Annotated in this window: 21 protein-coding genes; 13 read left to right on the top strand and 8 right to left on the bottom strand. The window is 66.0% G+C overall.

Annotated features, from left to right (window positions below; genetic code table 11):
• Positions 1 to 8 precede the first annotated feature (8 nt).
• Both V8J55_RS02240 and V8J55_RS02235 read right to left on the bottom strand, forming a co-directional pair.
• Positions 9 to 857 carry a metallophosphoesterase family protein gene (locus V8J55_RS02240; RefSeq protein ID WP_336444189.1) on the bottom strand — a complete coding sequence of 283 codons (849 nt, stop codon included), beginning with the start codon at positions 855 to 857 and terminating at the stop codon, positions 9 to 11.
• A complete protein-coding gene (locus tag V8J55_RS02235) occupies positions 854 to 1,696 on the bottom strand; it encodes a diacylglycerol/lipid kinase family protein (protein ID WP_336444188.1) in 843 nt (280 codons plus the stop codon). The genes V8J55_RS02240 and V8J55_RS02235 overlap by 4 nt, the downstream gene beginning before the upstream one ends.
• Before the next feature lie 120 nt (positions 1,697 to 1,816).
• Between V8J55_RS02235 and V8J55_RS02230 the strand changes: the two genes are divergently transcribed.
• From V8J55_RS02230 to V8J55_RS02220, 3 genes are read left to right on the top strand one after another with little or no spacing between them, the layout of a single operon-like run.
• Positions 1,817 to 2,743, top strand: coding sequence for an alpha/beta hydrolase (locus V8J55_RS02230; protein WP_336444187.1), 927 nt, complete (start codon positions 1,817 to 1,819; stop codon positions 2,741 to 2,743).
• Positions 2,740 to 3,534: a nucleotidyltransferase family protein gene (locus V8J55_RS02225; RefSeq protein ID WP_336444186.1), complete on the top strand. Its 795-nt coding sequence runs from the start codon at positions 2,740 to 2,742 to the stop codon at positions 3,532 to 3,534. Before V8J55_RS02230 ends, V8J55_RS02225 begins: the two co-directional genes overlap by 4 nt.
• Positions 3,531 to 4,295 carry a phosphocholine cytidylyltransferase family protein gene (locus V8J55_RS02220; protein ID WP_037517822.1) on the top strand — a complete coding sequence of 255 codons (765 nt, stop codon included), beginning with the start codon at positions 3,531 to 3,533 and terminating at the stop codon, positions 4,293 to 4,295. The genes V8J55_RS02225 and V8J55_RS02220 overlap by 4 nt, the downstream gene beginning before the upstream one ends.
• On the opposite strand, the gene V8J55_RS02215 is transcribed toward V8J55_RS02220, so the two are convergent.
• The 5 genes from V8J55_RS02215 to V8J55_RS02195 are packed head-to-tail and all read right to left on the bottom strand — an operon-like array spanning position 4,283 to position 9,127.
• Positions 4,283 to 4,711 (bottom strand): HIT family protein, encoded by a 429-nt coding sequence (locus V8J55_RS02215; RefSeq protein WP_336444185.1) that lies wholly within the window; start codon positions 4,709 to 4,711, stop codon positions 4,283 to 4,285. The two genes, V8J55_RS02220 and V8J55_RS02215, sit on opposite strands and share 13 nt — an antisense overlap.
• On the bottom strand, positions 4,708 to 5,772 hold the full coding sequence (locus V8J55_RS02210) for a CDP-alcohol phosphatidyltransferase family protein (protein ID WP_336444184.1): 1,065 nt from the start codon (positions 5,770 to 5,772) through the stop codon (positions 4,708 to 4,710). The genes V8J55_RS02215 and V8J55_RS02210 overlap by 4 nt, the downstream gene beginning before the upstream one ends.
• Entirely contained in the window at positions 5,769 to 6,845 is a 1,077-nt protein-coding gene (locus V8J55_RS02205) for a glycosyl transferase (RefSeq protein WP_336444183.1), read from the bottom strand. Before V8J55_RS02205 ends, V8J55_RS02210 begins: the two co-directional genes overlap by 4 nt.
• 45 nt (positions 6,846 to 6,890) lie before the next feature.
• The gene (locus tag V8J55_RS02200) at positions 6,891 to 7,586 is read right to left on the bottom strand and encodes an HAD-IB family phosphatase (RefSeq protein WP_336444182.1); all 696 of its coding nucleotides are present in this window, start codon (positions 7,584 to 7,586) and stop codon (positions 6,891 to 6,893) included.
• Positions 7,583 to 9,127, bottom strand: a complete 1,545-nt coding sequence (locus tag V8J55_RS02195) for a lipopolysaccharide biosynthesis protein (RefSeq protein ID WP_336444181.1) — start codon at positions 9,125 to 9,127, stop codon at positions 7,583 to 7,585. Before V8J55_RS02195 ends, V8J55_RS02200 begins: the two co-directional genes overlap by 4 nt.
• 311 nt (positions 9,128 to 9,438) lie before the next feature.
• On the opposite strand from V8J55_RS02195, the gene V8J55_RS02190 reads away from it, so the two are divergent.
• Genes V8J55_RS02190 through zapE form a run of 3 tightly spaced genes read left to right on the top strand, consistent with a single transcriptional unit; the run spans position 9,439 to position 11,827 of the window.
• Positions 9,439 to 10,221, top strand: a complete 783-nt coding sequence (locus V8J55_RS02190) for a succinate dehydrogenase iron-sulfur subunit (RefSeq protein ID WP_037517811.1) — start codon at positions 9,439 to 9,441, stop codon at positions 10,219 to 10,221.
• The gene (locus V8J55_RS02185; RefSeq protein WP_336444180.1) at positions 10,218 to 10,709 is read left to right on the top strand and encodes a PaaI family thioesterase; all 492 of its coding nucleotides are present in this window, start codon (positions 10,218 to 10,220) and stop codon (positions 10,707 to 10,709) included. Before V8J55_RS02190 ends, V8J55_RS02185 begins: the two co-directional genes overlap by 4 nt.
• Positions 10,706 to 11,827 (top strand): cell division protein ZapE, encoded by a 1,122-nt coding sequence (gene zapE / locus V8J55_RS02180; protein WP_336444179.1) that lies wholly within the window; start codon positions 10,706 to 10,708, stop codon positions 11,825 to 11,827. Before V8J55_RS02185 ends, zapE begins: the two co-directional genes overlap by 4 nt.
• On the opposite strand, the gene V8J55_RS02175 is transcribed toward zapE, so the two are convergent.
• Complete coding sequence (locus V8J55_RS02175; protein ID WP_336444178.1) at positions 11,798 to 12,841, bottom strand: polysaccharide deacetylase family protein; 1,044 nt, start codon at positions 12,839 to 12,841, stop codon at positions 11,798 to 11,800. The two genes, zapE and V8J55_RS02175, sit on opposite strands and share 30 nt — an antisense overlap.
• 320 nt (positions 12,842 to 13,161) lie before the next feature.
• Here V8J55_RS02175 and mdh point away from each other — a divergent pair, with 320 nt between their 5' ends.
• From mdh to V8J55_RS02140, 7 genes are all read left to right on the top strand, one after another.
• Positions 13,162 to 14,124, top strand: a complete 963-nt coding sequence (mdh, locus tag V8J55_RS02170) for a malate dehydrogenase (protein WP_037517804.1) — start codon at positions 13,162 to 13,164, stop codon at positions 14,122 to 14,124.
• A 123-nt stretch (positions 14,125 to 14,247) separates the two neighbouring features.
• Positions 14,248 to 15,138 carry a succinate--CoA ligase subunit alpha gene (gene sucD, locus V8J55_RS02165; protein ID WP_037517798.1) on the top strand — a complete coding sequence of 297 codons (891 nt, stop codon included), beginning with the start codon at positions 14,248 to 14,250 and terminating at the stop codon, positions 15,136 to 15,138.
• 82 nt (positions 15,139 to 15,220) lie between these two features.
• The gene (locus V8J55_RS02160; RefSeq protein WP_336444177.1) at positions 15,221 to 18,043 is read left to right on the top strand and encodes a 2-oxoglutarate dehydrogenase E1 component; all 2,823 of its coding nucleotides are present in this window, start codon (positions 15,221 to 15,223) and stop codon (positions 18,041 to 18,043) included.
• A gap of 21 nt (positions 18,044 to 18,064) precedes the next feature.
• Positions 18,065 to 19,306, top strand: a complete 1,242-nt coding sequence (gene odhB / locus V8J55_RS02155; protein ID WP_336444176.1) for a 2-oxoglutarate dehydrogenase complex dihydrolipoyllysine-residue succinyltransferase — start codon at positions 18,065 to 18,067, stop codon at positions 19,304 to 19,306.
• Positions 19,307 to 19,313: 7 nt separating this feature from the next.
• A complete protein-coding gene (locus V8J55_RS02150) occupies positions 19,314 to 19,628 on the top strand; it encodes a hypothetical protein (protein WP_336444175.1) in 315 nt (104 codons plus the stop codon).
• A gap of 49 nt (positions 19,629 to 19,677) precedes the next feature.
• Positions 19,678 to 21,075, top strand: coding sequence for a dihydrolipoyl dehydrogenase (lpdA, locus tag V8J55_RS02145; RefSeq protein WP_336444174.1), 1,398 nt, complete (start codon positions 19,678 to 19,680; stop codon positions 21,073 to 21,075).
• A 24-nt stretch (positions 21,076 to 21,099) separates the two neighbouring features.
• Entirely contained in the window at positions 21,100 to 22,437 is a 1,338-nt protein-coding gene (locus V8J55_RS02140) for an amidohydrolase (RefSeq protein ID WP_336444173.1), read from the top strand.

Below are 22,437 nucleotides of genomic sequence, written 5' to 3'. Positions count from 1 at the left end.
GCGCGGCGTCAATGCACCGGCGGGTCGACCGGCGGCACGGCATCGATCGGTGCAACGGGTTCGCCGGGTGCGCGCGGCGGCAGCGCGTCGGGCGGCACGTCGTCGATCTGCATGTCGGGGGTCGGAACCGCTTCGACGTTGCGAACGCGGACCGCGATCGCACCGCTCTCGATGCGCAGTTCGTTGAAGCTGGGCGGGGTCGACCGGATGCGCTGCGACAGCGTGCCGGCGCCGATCATGCGGATCGGACCGGCTGCGGTTTGCGCGACGAGATCGAAGGCGTCGTGGACATGGCCGGTAAGCACCGCGGTGACGCCGCGCTCTGCCAGCGCGGCCAGTGCGCGCTCGCCGCCGCGGGTCAGCGCGCGTCCCTTGGTGCCCGCCTCGACCAGTGGATGGTGCGCGGTCACCAATATTGTAGTGCGAGGGGGCAGGGCGTCGATCGCGGCGAGCGTCTTGGCGAGTGCTTTCGGCGTCACCCAGCCTTTCGACCAGTCGAGCCGCCATTGCGCGCGCGCCGTGGTCTTGAGCGGCACCACCGCAACGCCGGCCAGATCGAGCTCGCGTTCGACCAGCCGCTCGATCCCGCGAATGCGGCGATAGGGGTAGAAGAAGCGCTCGATCGGATTGAAATAGGGGAGGTCGTGGTTGCCGACCTCGACCGTCACCGGCACATCGAGCGCGCCGATCCAGTCGCACGCCGCGGCAAATTCATGGCTGCGCGCGCGCATCGTGAGGTCGCCGGTGATCAGCACCGCATCGGGCTGCTCGCGGCGCACGCACTCGGTGAACCAGGCGAGCGCGGCGCGGTCCTCGAGCCCGAAATGCAGGTCGCTGATGTGGAAGAGCCACGTCATGGCGTGGCGGGTGCCGTGGCGAGAAATGCGAGCGGGCTGCCCTCGAGGCGATAAGTTGCCCCGGACGGCAATTCGGCGGGTTCTCCGTCGAGGAGCAGGCCGATCGATCCATTGCTTTCGATGACCACCGTGCGGCGTTCGGACAGGTCGACGCTCGGTCCTTCGCGGAAATCGCCGCCAAGCCAGGCGATCCCGTGGCTCAGGATCGACCCGGCGCTGTCGGTGATCAGCCCCTCGGCGAGGATGCGGTCGGGCTTTGGCGTCAGGTTGATCGCCTGGAACGATTCGTCCGAGCCGCGGATGCGAACGCCGTCGCCATGAAGCGTCGCGTCGATCGCATCGGGGATGGTTTCGACCAGGCCGCTGAGGCTGAGCGAACGGAATTGCTCGCGAACTTCGGCCCATGCCGTCGTCGGCCCCGCGATGACACCAATATAGGCGCGCCCCGCGTCGCAGAGGATCGTCGGCGGATGGACGCGCCGCGCCTTGCCCGCGAGCGCATCCTGCAAAATATTCTCGGGACCGCGATCGCCATGCAGCGTCTTGTGGAACAGGTTGAGCGTCCCGCCGGGAAGCGGCAGCATCGCGCCGCGCCATGTTTCGAGCTTGCTCGCGGTAGCGTTGACTGTGCCGTCGCCGCTGAGGACCAGCAGCAGGTCGATGCCGTCGCCCTCCAGCGAGGCGGCTGATGGCAGGTCGTCGTCGGGAAGGATCACGGTGCGGACGAGCGGCGCGCCCGCTGCATCGCATATCTCGATCAAACGGCCGACGAGAGCCTCGTCGGAGCTGCCGCTGCGCAGGTTACAGACGAGGGCGGGGCGAGTGAAGTTGCTGGTCATCGCCTGTCCTACGCGCGAACGCGGAAAAGGTGGCGGCCTATATCGCGCCGCCGCTTGTTCGCCGTCCCGCCGCCCTGTAGGGCGCGAAAGATGGCGGGGCCGGTTTCCAAAGGACGACGGTTGATCAAGATCCTATTCGTGGTGTTGCTGCTCGTGCTGCTGTTCGGCGGCGGCGCCAAGATGATCGTCGCGGGCGGCGCCAAGTCGCTCAACATGGCCGACCGGCTGCTCGGGCAGGGCGACGGAGCGCGGTTGCTGCTCGCCGACCAGCCCTATGGTCGCGGCCCGCGCCAGTCGCTCGACATCTGGGTGCCCGATAGCCTCAAAGAGGGTGACCGGTTGCCGGTGGTCGTCTTTTTTTATGGCGGCGGCTGGGACAGCGGCGAGCGGGGCAGCTATGGTTTCGCCGGCCGCGCGCTGGCGCGGCAAGGGTTCGTCGTGGTGATCCCCGACTATCGCCTCGTGCCCAAAGCCTATTGGCCCGACTTTATCGAGGACAGTGCGGCGGCGGTCGCGTGGACGCACGAACATATCGCGAAACTTGGCGGCGACCCCGACCGGATCGCGCTGATGGGCCATTCGGCGGGCGCCTATAATGCCGCGATGCTCGCGCTCGACCCGCGGTGGCTGCGCGCGGCGAACAGCGACCCGTCGATCATCCGCGGCGTCGCGGGGCTCGCCGGCCCCTATGACTTCTTGCCCATCGAAAAGGGTGGCCGCGGCGACAGGGCGATGGGCAAGGTCAAGCCGATTGAGAAAACCCAGCCGATCCACTTCGCGCGCGGCGATGCGCCGCCGATGTGGCTCGCGACCGGCGACGAGGATGACGCGGTGCGCCCGCGCAATAGCCAGAACCTCGCCGCCGCGATCGAGAAGGCGGGCGGCCCGGTGACGCTCCGCATCTACCCCGGCATGGGGCATACCGGCATCGTGATGGCGCTCGCCGCGCCGTTCCAGAACAAGGGGCCGGTGCTCGACGAGGCGACCGATTTCCTCCGCGGTGTGACCGGTCGCCGCATTGCGCCCGCGTCGGAAGCGGCGCAGTGAGCGCGCCGATCCCGACGATCGTACTTGCGGGAAGCCGGCCCGGCCCCGATCCGCTGCTGACCGGCAGCGGGGTTTCGACCAAGGCGCTGCTGCCGATCGCGGGACAGGCGATGCTCGTCCATGTCGTGAAGGCGCTGCGCGCCTCGCCCGAAGTCGGTCCGATCACGATCCTCGCGCAGAACAGCGCCGCGCTGGCGGCCGAGCCGGGGCTGGCCGGGCTCGCCGGCCTGCATTTCGCGGATTCGGGGCAGGGGATCAGCAGCTCGCTCGCCGCCGCGCTGCCGCCGGGCGACGATCCGCTGCTCGTTACGACGGCCGACAATGTTTTGCTCACCCCGACGATGGTAACGGAATTCCTCGCGGGAGCCGAGGATAGCGACGTCGCGGTCGCGATGGTCGAGCGCGACGTGCTGCTCGCGCGCTATCCCGAATCCAAGCGCACCTGGCTGAAATTCCGTGGCGGCTGGTGGTCGGGCGCGAACATGTTCCGGCTGCGCGGGCGGCGCGTGCTGCCCTTGCTCGACTTCTGGGGCCGCATCGAACGCGACCGCAAGAAGGGACTCAAGATCATTGCCGCTTTCGGCCCCTGGCTGCTGATCGGCGCGCTGCTTCGCCTCTTCTCGATCGAGCAGGGCGTCGCGCGCGCCGGGCTACGTTTCGGTCTCAAGGCGACGGTCGTGCCGATGTCCGAGCCCGAGGCGTGCATCGACGCCGACAAGCCCGCCGACATTGACCTCATCGAAGCGATATTTGCCGCGCGGCGGCAAGACGCTATAGGGCAGCCCCTATGACCATCGACAAAGCCATCATCCTGTCGGCCGGGCAAGGTTCGCGCCTGCTGCCGCTGACCCGCGACATCCCCAAATGCCTGATCGAGTTCAACGGCCGCAGCCTCATCAGCTGGCAGGTCGCGGCGCTCGTCGCGAACGGGATCAAGGACATTGTCGTCGTCACGGGCTTTCGCACCGAGCGCGTCGAGGATCATGCGCTCCAGCTCTATCGCGACACCGGCGCGCGGATCCGCACGCTGTTCAATCCCTTTTTTCAGGTCGCCGACAATCTGGGCACCTGCTGGATCGCGCGAGAGGAGATGGACCGCGATTTCATCATCCTCAACGGCGACACCATCATCTCGGACGAAATCGTCGCGAAGCTGATTGCGGGTGCGAACGAGCCGATCAACGTCACCGTCGACGTCAAGGCTGACTATGACGACGACGACATGAAGGTGAATCGCGACGCCGAAGGGCGACTGCATCACATCGGCAAGCGGCTGCTGCCCCCCGACACCAATGCCGAATCGATCGGGATGCTGGCGTTCGTCGGCGACGGCCCGTCGATCTTCCGCAACCAGGTCGACCAGATGATGCGCACCCCCGACGGGGTCGAGCGCTGGTATCTGCGCGCGATCGACATCATCGCCAAGGGCAACCGCGTCGGCACCGTGTCGATCGAGGGGCTGGAATGGCAGGAAGTCGATTTCCCGCAGGATGTCGAAGCCGCCGATGCGCTCACCGCGAAATGGGCCGAAGAAGGCCGCTACGCGAAATAGGGTTTGAGCCAGCCGGTGAGCGCGGCGACCTCTGCATCGTCGAGCTTCACCGCCTGCCCGAGGTCGGGCTGACCCGGCCAGCCCGCGTCGGCCACGGTCAGCCCCGAGCCCGAACGTTCGCCCTCGTAACGCGGCAGGACGTGGAAATGGACGTGCGGGTCGACCATCATCAGCATCAGATAGTTGATCTTCGCATAGCCGACCGCCTGTCCCAGCGCGGCCTCGATCGCGGCGGTCGCCACCTTGAGTTCGGCATGCGCTTCGGCCGGCAAGTCGCCAAACGCCGTCGCGTTGGATTTGGCCGCCAGCACCAGCGCGCCGAGCGTCGGCTGCGCGGGACGCAGCAGCACGGCCCAATGCTCATATTCGGCGATCAGCGTCGCCGGATGGCCGAATTTGGCGATGGTCGCGTTCATGGCTGTGCCTCTTCCATCCAGCTGACGATCGGCCGGCCCGAACGCTTTACGGCATAGGCTTGCACCAGCCGCACCGCATGGACGACCAGCGAGATGACAGTCCACCATGCGAGCGCGATCAGCCCGATGTCGGGGCGTCCGGCGAGCGTCGCGAAAAACAGGATCGCGAAATTCGGGTTGCGGCGCGCGGTGATCAGGCGGAAATCGCTGTCGAACTTCTGCCAGACATGGATGTCCATGCCGAAATCCTTGAGGAACAGCCCTTCGATCACGCGCTGGAGCACATAGCCCGCGACGACCGCGACCATCACCCAGATGAAGGTCTGCGTCGACAGCGCGAGCCCCCATGCGCCGAGCCCGACACCCCAGAAATACCACCAGAAGGGGGGGTGAACCAGGTCGACGCCATGGTCGGCGACATTGCCCCATTTCGACGAGGTGATCGTGCAGCGCGCGAGCTTTCCATCGACCGTGTCGAGCACCATGAAGATGAAGCCCGCGAGCATCCCTTCCCAGTAATGGCCGTAAGCGAAAAGATAGGTCGCGTAGACGCACAGCGCAGCGCCGATCGCGGTGACCATGTTGGGCGTCATACCGATGCTCGCGGCGCCGCGCGTCAGCCACAGCGCGAGTTCGGGCCACAGATATTTGGTCAGCGCATCGGTGACGCCCTTATAGGCGCCGAAATAGCTTTTCCGCTCGATCTCGCGGCGCGTGCCGGGGGTCAGCTCCCTGACGAAGGGCTGTTCGAGCTTGCGAAGCTGGCGGTTGTAGAGCTTGCGCCCGTCCGACAGGTCGATGACCGTGGCCGCCATCGGGTCGCTGCCGGCCGGGACCTGACCGATCACCGGGGCGCCGCCCCAGGCGAAAACCATACCCGGCTGATCGATCACCCAGCGCAGCAGCATCGGGTCGAAGACATAGGCGAGGTTGAAGATCAGCTCATGGCCCGGCGCGATCGGCTTGCCGTCCTTTTCCGCCATGCGGCGGCAGCGCTCGGCGTTGGTCATGCCCCAGATCGGGGTGCTGTTTTCGCCGAGCAGGCGGATCGGCGCGCTCATCGCGGCGTCCTTGCGAAATCGAGGATGATGTCGGCCTGCCGTATCGAGGCGGGGATCGGGAATTGATCGATGGAATCGTGCATGGCGGCTTCCTGAGCATCAACAAAGGTCGGTTGCAAGTCCGCAGCCCGGGCGAGCGCCGCGGGGAGTTCGGCGATATCCTCGATGACCTGACCCAAATGCCAATGCGCGAACGCCGGATCGTCGCGCCACGCCAACCGGTCGAGGTTCAGGAAAATGCACGGACGCGGGCGCAGGAGGAATTCGTAAACCTGGCTCGACACGTCGCCCAGATAGACGTCGGAGCTCATCGTATAGCTCATGTCGATCGAATGATGGCTGCCCATGTCGACCCGGATATGCCCCGCCCGCGTCGTGATCGGCGGCACGCGCTGCGCCAGCTTCGTATGCGGCGCGATGATGACGTTCCACCCCTCCAGCGCTTCCAGCGCGGCGAGCACTTCGGGGCCGTGCGCCGGCCACGACGACAGCTTCGCGTCGAAATGCGGATTGTAGAACAGCACCGGCCGCTCATTGTCGAAAAAGCGTTGCCGCTCGGCGCATATTTCGAACTTGGCATAGCCGCCCACGACGACATTGCCGGGTTCGGACAGTCTGTGTTCGATCATGCGCCGCCGGTCCTTCTCGCCCGCGACGAGGGTCAGGTCGATCAGTGCATGCCGCCCGCGATAGCCGCCCGCGCGGTCGCCCGCGCCATGCTTGATCACGACGATGCGCGATGAAAAGCCGGGGATGCGTTTCAGCCAGGCGCTCGAAATCTCGGTCGTGACCAGCACGGGAAAGCGCCGGATCGCCGGATAGTTGAGCAGCAAAGTTGCGAGCCGCGACGGCTGGCGGAACAGGGAGTCTGGGCCAAAGGGCGGTCGGCGCAGCAGGACCGGTTCGAACCGGCACTGCGTATCATAGCTGAGTATGAGATCGAGAATCTGGCGCGACGGCGACAGGATCGAAACCCTTACATCGTCGCGCTTCGCGAGTTCGAGCGCCGCCGGCAGCCAATGATAAAGCTGTTGTGCTTCGGCAAGGGCAAGGAAGGCGATAGGGGTCGGCAAGATGTGCTCCGGTGGCGAGGAACTGGCGAAAGGGGCCGGGCGCATTCAGCCGGGTCCGATCTCGAAATCCAGCGTCCGCCAGCCCTGCTGCGCGGCAAGGCGGACCAGCTTGCGGCTGCGTCCGATCAGCCAGGATTCATGCGCCAGCGCAAAGGTCGGGGCGTCGCTCGGGTGATCCGAATAGGCGCGGATATGCACCGCGCCGCTGGCCGCGTTCGCGTCAAGCCACTCGGTCACCCGGCGCGCCTTTTCGGCGCCATAGCAATTTTCACCATCAAGCAGCGGGAGCCAGCTGCCGTCGTCGGCGCGCCGATGGCGCGTCGCGACGATGGCGTCGAAACCCAGCGCTTCGGCAATCGCGCCGGCGTAGAATTCGGGCGCTGCTGTCGCCATCAGCAGGCGGTATCGCTCGGCGCGGTTGCGCGCGATAGACGCCTGCGCGCCCGGCGGCACGTCGCGCGGCACGCGCCACGCCGCGAAATCGGCGGCGAGCTTGTCGGCGCGGGCGGGGGCGATGCTGGCGCCGAGCATCAGGCGAATCGCGGCGGGCTTGAACCGGTCGCGGCCATAGAGGCGCAGCGCATAGCCGATCATCAGCGCTGCGAGCGCGGGAAGCAACAGCATGCGCCACCGCGCCTCGCGCCACGCCGCCCACAGCAGGAACAGCGTGAAGGTCGGCTTGCGCAGCACGGTGCGGTCGAGGTCGTAGATCGCGACGCGGATGGGCAGCTCCTCGCTCATCGCTCTGTGGGTCCGATCAGGCGTAGTTTACGCGCCGTCTTGCCGAGCGAGGCGCGGTCGGCGAGCGGCAGGGCAAAACGCAGCGCGAACCAGATCGCGGCGGCGGCGATCAGTCCAAGCAGGGGCAGCGCGATGGCGTCGGGCAGCAGGCCGGCGAACACTGCCGTCGTTCCGGCAACGAGGGTGATCGCCATTCCGCGCAAGGCAACCGCTGGGAATTGCGCATCGAAGGGGTGGAGCTTCTCGATCGCCGCGAGCTGGAGCATCGGGATCGCGGCCATCACGACAAGCCCGATCGCCGTCGCCAGCGTCACCCCGGTCAGCGGGTCGAGATGGCCGACGATCAGCCATCCCGCGCCGACCGCGACGGCAACGCCGAAGATGCTGGCGGTGAGCTGCTGGCGGAAAGCCGCGACAACCTGCAGCACCGGCGCCGAAATGCCGAGCACGGCTTCGGCAGCGCGCGCGAACAGCAGGATCACGAGCGCGGCCTGCGCGGCCTGCGCGCCATGCCCGAAGAGCCCGAGCAGCGACGCGCTGCCCGCGGCGAGCACCGCGGCGAGCGGCAGCGCGATCGCCAGGATCAGCCGCGTCGCATAGGCATAGATGTCGGCGACCTGCCGCCGGTCCTCGCGCTCGGCGCTCGCGGCGAGGGGCGCCATCACATAGGTGAAGGCGATACGCACCAGCTGGACGACGCTCGACAGCTTGCGCGCGATTGTGAACAGGCCCGCCGCCGCCGCGCCCGCCGCGCCGGGGAGCAGCATGTTGAGGATGAGCGCGGGCGCATCGCCGAACAATCGGGCGATGATGTTCGACGGCAGGATCGAAAGCCCGGCCCAGAACGTGTTGCGCGCCGTGTCGCTGGCCCACGGTCCGCGCCACAGATCGGCGAAACTATAGTGGCGCGCGAGCAGCCGCACGCTGAGCCCCGCGGTGATCGCGAGCGAACAGAGATGCGCGATGAACAGCCCCTTGAGGCCCAGTCCGCCGGCGAAAAACAGCGCCGCGAACACCAGTCGCAGCATCTGTTCCCACACGATCCTGAGGCGGATTTCGGCGCCGAACACCATGCGCGCGCGCAGCGCCGAGGTCGCGATTTCGACAAAGGCCCACAGCGGCAGCGCCCACACGAAGATGCGGATCGCGGGGGTGACGAGATCGCGGTCCTTCGCCGCGACATTGAGCAGCGGCCCCAGGTCGGCAGCAAAGATGGCGACTAGAGCGGCGACGATGACGCACGGCCCGACACCAAAGATCATCGCGGTACGCAGCGCTGCCGCAGCCTCGGCCTTGCCCGCCGATTGCGGCACGGTGCGCTGCATGGCGCTTGTCATGCCGAGGTCGAAGATATTCTCGAGCAGGTTCACCGCCGCCCACAGCACGGCATAGAGGCCATAGCCGGCAAGGCCGAACATCAGGACGTAAAGCGGCTGCGCGACGATCTCGACCACTGCGCCGAGGCGCGCCAGCACGGTCGTGCCAAGCCCGCGCGCGACGCTGCGGCTGGTAACGGCGGGCTGGGCGGCGCTTTCGCTCATCATCGCCGCCCTAGCGATTGTTGGCTATGGAAGAAAGCGATCTTCCCTCCCCCTCTGATGGGGGAGGCAGGGAGACTTGCCAGCTTGCTGGCAGTCGCAGCGGTGGGCGTGAGGTCTCGCCCTAAAGCGACGGTATCAGGACGAGACCTCACCCCCATCCAACTTCGCCTAATCGCTGCGCGATAAGGCTGCGTATCCTTCCCCCATCAAGGGGGAAGGGGGTTTTGCCGCAATTTCACGCCATCCACCCTCTTGTCGACTCCTGAAATCGGGTCTAGTCAGCCCGCGATTGCACAAGGAAACCCCGCGATATGGCCCAATTTGTCCTGCCCAAGAACAGCCGCCCGCAAAAGACGGGCAAGGTCCACAAGGCCGAAGGCGCCGCGGCGGTGAAGAAGTTCAAAGTCTATCGTTACGACCCCGATAGCGGCCAGAATCCGCGGTTCGACACGTTCGAGATCGACACGGAAAAATGCGGCCCGATGGTGCTCGACGCGCTCATCAAGATGAAGAGCGAGCAGGATTCGTCGCTGACCTTCCGCCGTTCGTGCCGCGAGGGCATTTGCGGCAGCTGTTCGATGAACATGAACGGCAAGAACGGCCTCGCCTGCACGACCGCGATCGAGGATTTGAAGGGCGACATCACGATCACCCCGCTGCCTTCGATGGACGTGATCAAGGATCTCGTTCCCGACTTCACGCATTTCTACGCGCAATATGCGTCGATCGAGCCGTGGCTGAAGACCAAGACGACGACGCCGAGCGGCAAGGAGCGGCTGCAGTCGCCCGCCGAACGCGAAAAGCTCGACGGGCTTTACGAGTGCATCCTGTGCGCCTGCTGCTCGACGAGCTGCCCCAGCTATTGGTGGAACAGCGACAAATTCCTCGGCCCCGCGATCCTGCTTCAGGCGTATCGCTGGCTCGCCGACAGCCGCGACGAAATGACCGGCGAACGCCTTGATGAGCTCGAAGATCCGTTCCGTCTCTATCGCTGCCACACGATCATGAACTGCGCGAACGCCTGCCCCAAGGGCCTCAGCCCCGCGCGCGCGATTGCCGAGATCAAGAAGCTCGAGGCCGAGCGGCAGGTGTGAACGACGGGATCGAGGAACCGAAGCGCCGGGACCATTTCAGCGCGGAGACGCTGGAGGATGGTTGGGTCAGCTGGAACCTCAAGGACCCCAGCCGCTTCAACGCTTTCATCGAACCGCTGACGGTCCGCGTCGAACAGCCGACCGCCGACGGCCGCCCGTGCGCGCGGGTGCGGATGATCCCTGAACGCAAGCACAGCAACCTCGGCGATAACGTCCACGGCGCGGTGACGCTGGCGCTCGTCGACATCGCGCTGTTCGCGGCGTCGCATCAGTTTGGTTCGCTCAACGCCGGTCATTCGGTGACGCTCGACCTGTCTACGCAGTTTGTTGGCGCGGGGCGCGTCGGCGAGCCGCTCGACGCCGTGGTCGAGCTGGTGCGCGAGACCGGCCGGCTGATCTTCCTGCGCGGCCTTGTCGTGCAGGGCGAAGGCGACAGCCATATCGTACTGACCTTCGCCGGAACGATCCGCAAGGCGAGCGCCAAGTGACCACCGTTCTTGCGGCTTATGATGCGCTTGTAGCGGCGGGGGAGCTTCGTCCCGATCCCGAACAGCGCGCCGCCGCCGAGCGGCTGAACCAGTTGCAGGCCGAGCTCGAAGCGGTGCCTAAGCGCGGCAGCCTGCTCTGGCGTCTTGCCGGTCGCAAGCCTGGGGCGCTGCGCGGCGTCTATCTGTGGGGCGCGGTCGGACGTGGGAAGTCCATGCTCATGGACCTCTTTTATGACCAGCTTTCCATCCAGCGGAAGCGGCGCGTCCATTTTCATGCGTTCATGCTCGACGTCCATGCGCGGATGCGCGAGGTACGGAAAAGCGAGAGCGGCGATCCGATCCCGCTCGTCGCCGATGCACTCGCCGAAAATACGCGCTGCCTCGCGTTCGACGAGATGGTCGTGAACAACAGCGCCGACGCGATGATCCTCTCGCGGCTGTTCACCGCTTTGATCGACCGCGGCGTGACGATGGTCGCGACCTCGAACCGGCCGCCGAAGGATCTCTACAAGGACGGGCTCAACCGCGAGCATTTCCTGCCCTTCATCGCGCTCGTTGAGGAACGGCTCGACGTGATGAGCCTGAACGGCCCGACCGATTATCGCCGCGACCGGCTGGGCGACGGGGCGCGCTGGTTCGTTCCCGCCGACGATGCCGCGAGTGCGGCGCTGTCGGCGGCTTTCTTCCGCCTCACCGACTATCCGCCCGAGGACCGCGCGCATGTCCCGACGCTCGAGCTCGACGTCGGCGGCGGGCGGATGCTGCACGTGCCGAAAGCCTTGAAGGGCGTCGCGGTCTTTTCGTTCAAGCGATTGTGCGGCGAGGCGCGCGGGGCCGCCGATTATCTCGCGGTCGCGCGCCATTTTCACACCGTCATCATCGTCGGGATCCCGCGCATGGGGCCCGAGAACCGCAACGAGGCGGCGCGCTTCGTGACGCTGATCGACGCGCTCTACGAATATAAGGTCAAGCTGCTCGCGAGCGCGGCGGCGATGCCCGATCAGCTCTATATCGCGGGCGACGGGGCGTTCGAATTCGAGCGCACGGCAAGCCGCCTCGCCGAAATGCAGTCGGACGATTATCTGGCGCTAGGCCACGGCCAGGACGACGCCGCCTAATATTTTCCCCCATCGTGACGAATTGACCGTCACCGAAATGAGGTCGCGGACGTAGCGGACCTCGTGCGCGAGGTGGCCGATACCCTGCTCGATCGTCCGGCGCAGCGTGCGGAGCGGCTTGGGCGCGGCGAGCCCGATCCGTACGGGGCGTTCGGGCGGTCCGGGCAAAGTCGCAAATCCGCCGCTGGTCACGCGCGTGTCGTCCGCGACCGCGCGGCACAGCGCCTCCATCCGCGAAATCGCCAGCCCGTTCGGGACTTCGCGGTCGCGGCTCAGCAGTTCGAAGCTGTGGCTGAACGCCGAAAACTGGATCGCGCCGCTCGCCGCACTATGATCCAGCGCGTCGCGCATTTCCTCTTCGGACATCGCGCAAAGCTGCGCGGGGCGGAAGCGGCTGGCGCGGTCCATCAGCCCGCTGACCGGCACTTCGCACACGCCATGGTGGATGCGCATGCCGAGATTGCCGGGGTCGAGCGAGATGGCGCAGCCATGGCCCTGGTACGCGCCGTTGAAACTGCTGTCGAAGCGGAAGCCGAGCGCCGCGAGCGCGCGCAGCGTGTCGTCGTTGGCGCCGAAATTGCCCGCACGGAACGCGGTCGGTTTCGGCGCGCCTGCGCCGACGAGGATGTCGCGCGCGAGCGCGATCAGTTTCTTCTGCGCCGTGAGCGGGAAATCGCCGATGTTGCGGCCGGTCAGCCGTCCGACCGGGTTGAAGCGCGCGAAGGCCAGCCATTCGGTGTGGATATGGACCTGCACCTCGTGCCCGCGTGCGACCACCGGCTGGACGATCGCGTCGACCACTTCGGGACCATAGACGAGCGCGGGCATCGGATCGATGAAGAACACGCCGATCAGCCCGTGGCGCTCGAGCATGTCCATCTGGAAATGGATGCCGAAATCGCCGTCGCGGCAGCGGCCGAGGATCGAGCTTTCGAAATTGGCGCGCGCATCGGCGCCGCGCTGGTAAAGGCCGGCCGACAATTCGGTGTCGAAGCTGATGATTGCCCGCGTCATGGTTCCCGCGCGTAGCATGGCAGCGATAAGGGAGGGTTAACCGATTCCTACGCGATCACCGCGACGACGGGGCGTGCGGCCGCTTCGCGCTTGTCACATCCCGCGTCTATTCCCATTGGAGCGCGTCGCGCGAGGCGACTTATAGTTATTGCGAACTATTAGCAAAGAAAGCCTGTTTTTCGTCCTTTTCGCGGTTGTTTCGTTAAGGGAATCGGCGTAGGGGCGTCGCCAGTCTTGGGACCGGAGCGGAGCTTTAGCCCGTGCTCCCGCCGGTCTGTGAACCAATTGCCGGGCTTGCCAGGAAGGGAGTGCCGCGCGCCATGGGACGCAAGAAGATCGCTTTGATCGGAGCCGGGAATATCGGCGGAACGTTGGCGCTGCTCGCCGCGCAGAAAGAACTCGGCGACGTCGTCCTGTTCGACGTCGTTGAGGGCGTGCCGCAGGGCAAGGCGCTCGATCTGTCGCAGGTCGGCCCGATCGCGGGTTTCGACGCGAAGATCACCGGCACGAACGACTATGCCGACATCGCCGGCGCCGACGTCATCATCGTCACCGCCGGTGTCGCCCGCAAGCCGGGCATGAGCCGCGACGACCTGCTCGGCATCAACCTGAAAGTGATGAAGGCGGTCGGCGAAGGCATCAAGGCCAACGCCCCCGACGCGTTCGTCATCTGCATCACCAACCCGCTCGACGCGATGGTTTGGGCGCTGCGCGAATTCTCGGGTCTGCCGCACAATAAGGTCGTCGGCATGGCCGGTGTGCTCGATTCGGCGCGCTTCAGCCACTTCATCGCCGACGAATTCGACGTGTCGGTCAAGGATGTGAACACCTTCGTGCTCGGCGGCCACGGCGACACGATGGTCCCCGTCGTGCGTTACTCGACCGTCAACGGCATCCCCGTTCCCGACCTCGTCAAGATGGGCCTGTCGTCGCAGGACAAGATCGATGCGATCGTCAAGCGCACGCGCGGCGGCGGCGGGGAGATCGTCGCGCTGCTCGGCACCGGTTCGGCCTTCTATGCGCCGGCCGCCTCGGGCATCGCTATGGCCGAAGCCTATCTGGGTGATCAGAAGCGCATCCTGCCCTGCGCCGCCTATGTCGACGGCCAGTACGGCCTCGACGGCCTGTATGTCGGCGTGCCGGTGCTGATTGGTGCCGGCGGGGTCGAGAAGATCGTCGAGATCGAACTCGACGACGCCGACAAGGCGGGTCTGCAGGTCTCGGTCGACGCGGTCAAGGAACTGCTCGACGCGTGCAAGGCGCTGGATCCCAGCCTCGCCTGATTGTTGCGCCCCTGCGAAGGCAGGGGCCCATCACCTGCGCTCGAAATATCGGGCGGCGGGTGGCTGAAAAATTTGGAGATGGGCCCCTGCCTTCGCAGGGGCACGAGAAATGGAACGAAGCGCATGAGCATCCTCATCGACAAGAATACCAAGGTCATCACGCAAGGGATGACGGGTGCCACCGGCACCTTCCACACCGAACAGGCGCTCGCCTATGGCACGCAGATGGTCGGCGGCGTGACCCCGGGCAAGGGCGGCACGACGCACATCGGCCTGCCTAACTTCAACACCGTTGAAGAAGCCAAGGCCGCGACCGGCGCGACCGCGAGCTGCATCTATGTTCCGCCGCCGTTCGCCGCCGACTCGATCCTTGAGGCGATCGACGCCGAGATGGAACTGATCGTCTGCATCACCGAGGGCATCCCCGTGCTCGACATGGTCAAGGTGAAGCGCGCGCTGTCGGGTTCGAAATCGCGCCTGATCGGTCCGAACTGCCCCGGCGTCCTGACGCCCGGCGAATGCAAGATCGGCATCATGCCCGGCAGCATCTTCTCGAAGGGCAGCGTCGGTGTCGTCTCGCGCTCGGGCACGCTGACCTATGAAGCGGTGTTCCAGACCACGAACGTCGGCCTGGGTCAGACGACCGCGGTCGGCATCGGCGGCGATCCCGTCAACGGCACCAACTTCATCGACGTGCTCGAACTCTTCCTCGCCGACGAGGCGACCAAGTCGATCATCATGATCGGCGAGATCGGTGGCGACGCAGAGGAGCAGGCGGCGCAGTTCCTGATCGACGAAGCGAAGCGCGGCCGTAAGAAGCCGATGGCGGGCTTCATCGCGGGCCGCACCGCGCCTCCGGGCCGCCGCATGGGCCATGCCGGCGCGATCGTGTCGGGCGGCAAGGGCGACGCCGAAAGCAAGATCGCGGCGATGGAAGCCGCGGGCATCAAGGTGTCGGCGAGCCCGTCGGAACTCGGCTCGACCCTCGCCGAAGTGCTGAAAGAACGCGTCTGACCGGACGGCCCGCCGGCGCCCTTTGCTGGCGGGCCTCCGCTCCCCATATAAATCCCACCCCTACCTCCCCGTGGAAAAGCAGATGAACCTCGAACGACAAAGCTTCGACATCGACGAGCCGCAGGCCGGCCCGAGCTGGGCGCCGAAAAACTGGCCCCAGATCGACAGCGACGACCTGACCGCCGCGCTCGACCCGCAGCAGATGCAGGTCGCGGTGAAGGCCGCCGCCGCCAAGGCGGGCGCCCCGCTGTCGAATGCCGAAGTCGAGCGCGCCGCGGACGATTCGATCCGCGCGATGATGCTGATCCGCACCTATCGCGTGCGCGGACATCTTGCTGCCAACCTCGATCCGCTCGGCCTCAGCCAGCGCGAGCTGCCCGCCGACCTGACGCCCGAATATCACGGCTTCGTCGGCGCCGATCTCGATCGTCCGGTTTATATCGGGGGAACGCTCGGCCTCGAAAAGGCGACCATTCGCGAGATCGTCGCGATCCTGCGTGCCAATTATTGCGGCAATGTCGGCCTCGAATATATGCACATCGCCGACATCGAGGAGCGCCAGTTCCTGCAGGAGCGGATGGAAGGCGCCGACAAGATCATCGAATTTTCGGTCGAGGGCAAACGCGCCATCCTGAGCAAGGTGATCCAGGCCGAGGAGTGGGAGAAATTCCTCGCGCGCAAATATGTCGGCACCAAGCGTTTCGGCCTCGACGGCGGCGAGAGCATGATCCCGGCGATGGAAGCGATCATCAAATATGGCGCCCAGTACGGCGTGCGCGAGATCGTCTATGGCATGGCGCACCGCGGGCGGCTCAACATGCTCGCGAACGTCATGGCGAAGCCGTATCAGGTGATCTTCCACGAATTTGCCGGCGGATCGGCGAACCCCGATGACATCGGCGGTTCGGGCGACGTCAAATATCATCTCGGCACCTCGACCGACCGCGAATTCGGCGGCGCGTCGGTGCATATGTCGCTCGTCCCCAACCCGTCGCACCTCGAAGCCGCCGACCCGGTCGTGCTCGGCAAGGTGCGCGCGCAGCAGGTCGTGCGCGACGACCTTGCCAAGCATGAGCAGGTGCTGCCCGTGCTGATCCACGGCGACGCGGCGTTCGCGGGGCAAGGGATCGTCTGGGAATGCCTCGGCTTCTCGGGCATCCGCGGCTATAACACCGGCGGCTGCCTCCACTTCATCGTCAACAACCAGATCGGTTTCACGACCAGCCCGCAGTTCGCGCGCTCGTCGCCCTATCCGTCGGACGTCGCAAAGGGCGTGATGGCGCCGATCCTGCACGTCAACGGCGACGATCCCGAAGCGGTGACTTTCGCGTGCAAGCTCGCGATCGATTTCCGCCAGCAGTTCAAGCGCGACGTCGTCATCGACATGTGGTGCTATCGCCGCTTCGGCCACAACGAGGGCGATGAGCCTTCGTTCACGCAGCCGCTGATGTACGCCGTCATTCGTCAGCATCCGCCGGTGTCGCAGCTTTGCGCCGCGAAGCTGGAGGCCGAAGGCGTGGTCGATGCGGGCTGGGCCGACGCCCGGCGCGCCGAATTCGTCGCGCGGCTCGAAGAGGATTTCGAAGCGGCGAAGAGCTACAAGCCGAACAAGGCCGACTGGTTCGCGGGCCGCTGGTCGGGGCTGCACGCCCCCGCCGATCCCGAAAACGCGCGCCGCAACATCGCGACGGGCGTGTCGGACAAATTGTTCGATTCGATCGGCCGGACGCTGACGACGATCCCCGCCGACGTCGAAGTCCACAAGACGCTCCGCCGCGTGATCGACGCGCGCGGCGCGATGTTCGCCGACAAGAGCGACGGCGAAGTGTTCGACTGGGCGACCGCCGAGAGCCTCGCGTTCGGGACGCTGCTCAGCGAAGGCTATCAGGTGCGCCTGTCGGGTCAGGATTCGGGGCGCGGCACGTTCAGCCAGCGCCATGCGGTCTGGATCGACCAGAAGACCGAAGCCCGATATGTCCCGCTCACGACCGTGCCGCACGGCCGGTTCGAGGTGCTCGACAGCCCGCTGTCCGAATATGGTGTGCTCGGCTTCGAATATGGCTATGCGATGGCCGATCCGAAGAGCCTCGTGCTCTGGGAAGCGCAGTTCGGCGATTTCGCCAACGGCGCGCAGATCATGATCGACCAGTTTATCGCGTCGGGCGAGGCCAAGTGGCTGCGCGCCAACGGGCTCGTGATGCTGCTCCCGCACGGTTACGAAGGACAGGGGCCGGAGCATAGCTCGGCGCGCCTCGAACGCTTCCTCCAGCTTTGCGCGGGCGACAATATCCAGGTGTGCAATATTTCGACCCCGTCGAACTATTTCCACGTCCTGCGCCGCCAGATGCTGCGCCCGTTCCGCAAGCCGATGATCATCATGACGCCCAAGTCGCTGCTCCGCCACAAGCTCGCGGTGTCGCAGCGTTCGGACTTCATCGGCGACGCGCATTTCCGCCGCCTGATGTCGGATCGCACCCCGCCGGCGGACAAGGACGTCAAGCGCGTCGTCCTCTGCTCGGGCAAGGTCGGCTACGACTTGATGGAAGCGCGCGATGCCGCGGGCCTGACCGATACGACCGTCGTGCGCGTCGAGCAGATCTATCCCTTCCCGGGTGAGCCGCTCGCGGTTCGTCTGAAGCGGATGCCGAACCTCGAAGAGGTGGTCTGGGCGCAGGAAGAGCCGCGCAACAACGGCGCCTGGTTCTTCGTCAACGAACTGATCGAGGACGCGCTGACCGAGGCGGGCCACAAGGGTATGCGGCCGCGTTACGCCGGTCGCGCCGCTGCGGCATCGCCCGCGACGGGCCTGATGAGCCGCCACCAGACCGAACAGTCGGCGCTCGTCGCCGACGCGCTCGGCCTGTCGGTTCGCGCCGAAATCCGCCGTACGAAGAATAAAGCTTAAGCCCCCCAAGGAACTGCACCTATGAGCACCGAAGTCAAAGTCCCCACGCTGGGCGAAAGCGTTACCGAAGCGACGATCGGCGAATGGCTGAAGAAGCCCGGCGAAGCCGTTGCGCTCGACGAGCCGATCGCGAGCCTTGAGACCGACAAGGTCGCGGTCGAAGTGCCGTCGCCCGTCGCCGGCGTGATGGGCCAGCAGCTCGCCGCGGTCGGCGACACGGTCAATGTCGGCGCGACGATCGCGACGGTCGAAGCCGGCGGCGTTGCCGCGGCGCCGACACCCGCCGCACCCGCGCCCGCCGCGAAGGCCGAAGCGGCCGCGCCGGTACCGGCCGCAACCGCCGCCCCGGCTGGAGAGGGCGTCGACACCGTCACCACCATGTCGCCCGCGGTGCGCCGCCTCGTTCTCGAGCATGGCGTCGATCCGACGAAAATCCAGGGCAGCGGCAAGGACGGCCGCCTGACCAAGGAAGATGTGCTCGCCGCCGCCAGCGCCGCCCCCGCCCCCGTGGCCGCTCCGGCTCCGGCCATTGCGCCTGCACCCGTCGCCAGCGGCACTCCGGGCCGTCACGAAGAGCGCGTCAAGATGACGCGCATGCGCCAGACGATCGCCAAGCGTTTGAAGGCGGCGCAGGACACCGCGGCGATGCTGACGACGTTCAACGACGTCGACATGTCGGCGGTGATGGCGACGCGCGATAAGTATCGCGAAAGCTTCGAAAAGAAGCATGGCGTGCGCCTCGGCTTTATGAGCTTCTTCACCAAGGCGGTCGCGCTCGCCGCGCATGATATTCCGGCGGTCAACGCGCGGATCGACGGCGACGAGATCGTCTATCACGACTATCTCGACGTCTCGGTCGCGGTCAGCGCGCCGAACGGCCTCGTCGTTCCCGTCGTGCGCAACGCCGACAGCCTGTCGTTCGCCGACATCGAGAAAGCGATCGCCGACCTCGGCAAGCGCGCCAAGGAAGGCACGCTGACGATGGACGACATGACCGGCGGCACCTTCACCATCTCGAACGGCGGCGTGTTCGGCGGCCTGATGTCGACCCCGATCATCAACCCGCCGCAGTCGGCGGTGCTCGGCCTCCACCGCATCGAGGATCGCCCGGTCGTCCGTAACGGCGAGATTGTGATCCGTCCGATGATGTACCTCGCGATGAGCTATGATCATCGCCTGATCGACGGCCGCGAGGCGGTGACCTTCCTGAAGACGATCAAGGAAGCGATCGAAGATCCGACGCGCCTGCTGATCGACCTTTGATCCGATGATGGCGCTCCCCCTCCGCGCGGTTCTTTTCGTCGCTGCCGCTGCTGCCCTGGCGGGCTGCAGCGAAGGCGAAAGCCGCATGGCGAAGGGACTCGAAGAGGGCCTGAGGACCAGCTTCGTCGAAAGCTTCGGCGAATCGTGCCGTGCCACGGCCGAGGGCGGCGGCGCGGCGGCGGGCCTCGCAGCCGAGGTCTGCAAATGCGCGGCCGGCGAATTGATCAAGAAATATAGCGCATCTGAACTGATCGGCCTGTCGCCCGAAATGGCGGCACCGGTTATGAAGTCATGCGCTGCGAAATCCGGGCTGCCCGTTTGAGCGGATTCGCTCGTTGACGGCGCCAGGCAGAAATTGAGGTAGATTGAACATGGCTGATTACGACTACGACGTCCTTGTCATCGGTTCGGGCCCCGGCGGTTATGTCGCGGCGATCCGCGCGGCGCAGCTGGGCCTGAAGACCGCGTGCGCCGAAGGGCGCGAGACGCTGGGCGGCACCTGCCTCAACGTCGGCTGCATCCCGTCGAAGGCGATGCTCCACGCGTCGGAATATTTCGAAGCGGCGGCCGGCGGCGCGATGGCGGCGATGGGCATCAAAGTGAAGCCCGAGCTCGACCTCCCCGTGATGCACGGCCAGCGCAAGGATGCGGTCAAAGGCCTGACCGGCGGCATCGAATTCCTGTTCAAGAAGAACAAGATCGACTGGCTGAAGGGCTATGCGCAGTTCACCTCGAAAGACAGCGTCGAAGTTGCGGGCAAGACGTACCGCGCGAAGAACATCATCATCGCCACCGGCTCGTCGGTGACCCCGCTTCCCGGCGTCGAGGTCGATAACGACAAGCAGATCATCGTCGATTCGACCGGCGCGCTCGAACTCGCGAAGGTTCCGGGTCACATGGTCGTGATCGGCGGCGGCGTGATCGGGCTCGAGCTCGGCAGCGTGTGGCGCCGCCTCGGCGCCAAGGTCACGGTCGTCGAATTCCTTGACCAGATCCTGCCCGGCATGGACGGCGACGTCCGCAAGGAAGCGAACAAGATCCTCAAGAAGCAGGGCATGGAATTCAAGCTCAAGACCAAGGTCACCAAGGCCGCGGTCAAGGGCAAGAAGGCCGTGCTTACGCTCGAACCCGCGGCCGGCGGCGACGCCGAAACGCTCGAAGCCGATGTCGTGCTCGTGTCGATCGGTCGCCGTCCGAACACCGACGGCCTCGGGCTCGACAAGGCGGGCCTCGCGGTCAACCAGCGCGGCCAGATCGAAACCGATCATGATTTTTCGACGCTGGTCCCCGGCATCTGGGCGATCGGCGACGTGATCCCCGGCCCGATGCTCGCGCACAAGGCCGAGGACGAAGGCATCGCCTGCGCCGAGAATATCGCCGGGCTGACGGGCATTGTGAACCACGACGTCATCCCGTCGGTCGTCTACACCTGGCCCGAAATCGCAGGCGTCGGCCTGACCGAAGAGCAGGCCAAGGAAAAGGGTGAGGTCAAGGTCGGCAAGTTCCCGATGATGGCGAACAGCCGTGCCAAGACCAACCACGAGCCCGACGGCTTCGTGAAGGTGATCGCCGACGCGAAGAGCGACCGTGTGCTCGGCGTGTGGTGCATCGCGAGCGTCGCGGGCACGATGATCGCACAGGCCGCGCAGGCGATGGAATTCGGCGCGACGTCGGAAGACATCGCCTACACCTGCCACGCGCATCCGACGCATAGCGAGGCGATCAAGGAAGCCGCGATGGCGGTGACGGGCAAACCGATCCACATCTGACAAAACATAATGGGGGAGAGAAACATGGCGAAGCATTGGCTCTGGGCAGCGGCTTCGCTGGCTCTCTCCCTCATCGCGACCAGCGCGCAGGCGGCACCCGACCTTGCCGCTGCCAACGCGCGACTGACCGCGCTGCTCGACAAAAATTATCCGGCGCTCGACGCGCTCTACCGCGACCTCCATCAAAACCCCGAACTCGGGCTGCAGGAAGTGCGCACCGCGGGCATCCTCGCGCAGCATCTCCGCAAAGCGGGCTTCACCGTGACCGAAAAGGTCGGCGGCACCGGCGTCGTCGGCGTGCTCAAAAATGGCGAAGGGCCGACGATCCTCATCCGCGCCGACATGGACGCGCTGCCGATGGAGGAAAAGACCGGGCTCGCCTGGTCGAGCAAGGCACGCGCGACCTATGAGGGCAAGGATGTGCCGGTGATGCACGCGTGCGGGCACGATACGCATGTCGCCTATCTCGTCGGCGTCGCGCAGGCGCTCGCCGCGATGCGCGACAGCTGGTCGGGCACGGTGGTGCTGATCGGCCAGCCCGCCGAGGAAATATTGAAGGGCGCGAAGGCGATGCTCGACGACGGGCTGCTGACGCGCTTTCCGAAACCCGACTATGGCTTTGCCGCGCATGTGCTGAACGGCCCGACGGGCACGGTCGCGATCAAGGCGGGCACCGCCTTCTCGGCCTCCGACAGCTATTCGATCACCTTCCACGGCCGCGGCGGGCATGGTTCGATGCCTTCGATGGCGCTCGACCCGATCCCGATCGCGGCGCGCTTTGTCACCGATGTGCAGACGGTGATCAGCCGCGAGAAGGACCCCAATGCCTTCGGCGTGCTGACGATCGGTGCGATCAACGCGGGCAGCGCGCCCAACATCATCCCCGACAGCGCCGAGGTGAAGGTCAATATCCGCTCGCTAACCCCCGAGGTGCGCCAGCTCCTCCGTTCGGGCGCCGAGCGCTCGGCGAAGGCGGCGGCGATGATGGGCAACGCGCCCGAACCCACGATCACCTATCTGACCGGCACTGCGAGCCTGGTGAACAATGAGTCGATGGCGGCGAACGGATTCGCAACGCTGAAGCCGGTGTTCGGCGAACGCCTTCTCTTCGCGCCGGCAAGCGCCGCGCCGGTATCGGCGAGCGAGGATTATTCGGAGTTCGTCGATGCGGGCATCCCGTCGCTCTATTTCGCGATCGGCGGCTATGATCCCGCGGTGCTCGCCGACCTGAAGGCGAAGGGGCAGCCGGTGCCGACGAACCATTCGCCCTTCTTCGCGCCGAAGGCCGAGCCGGTGATCCGGAACGCCGTCGCCGCGATCGTGCTGTCGGTGATCGGCGGCGTGCGCCCCGACGCAAAATAG

Source organism: Sphingopyxis sp. CCNWLW2 (genome assembly GCF_037095755.1).
Classification (GTDB): domain Bacteria; phylum Pseudomonadota; class Alphaproteobacteria; order Sphingomonadales; family Sphingomonadaceae; genus Sphingopyxis.
Note: the sequence above shows the minus strand (reverse complement) of the source record. Positions and strands in the feature narration are given on the sequence as shown.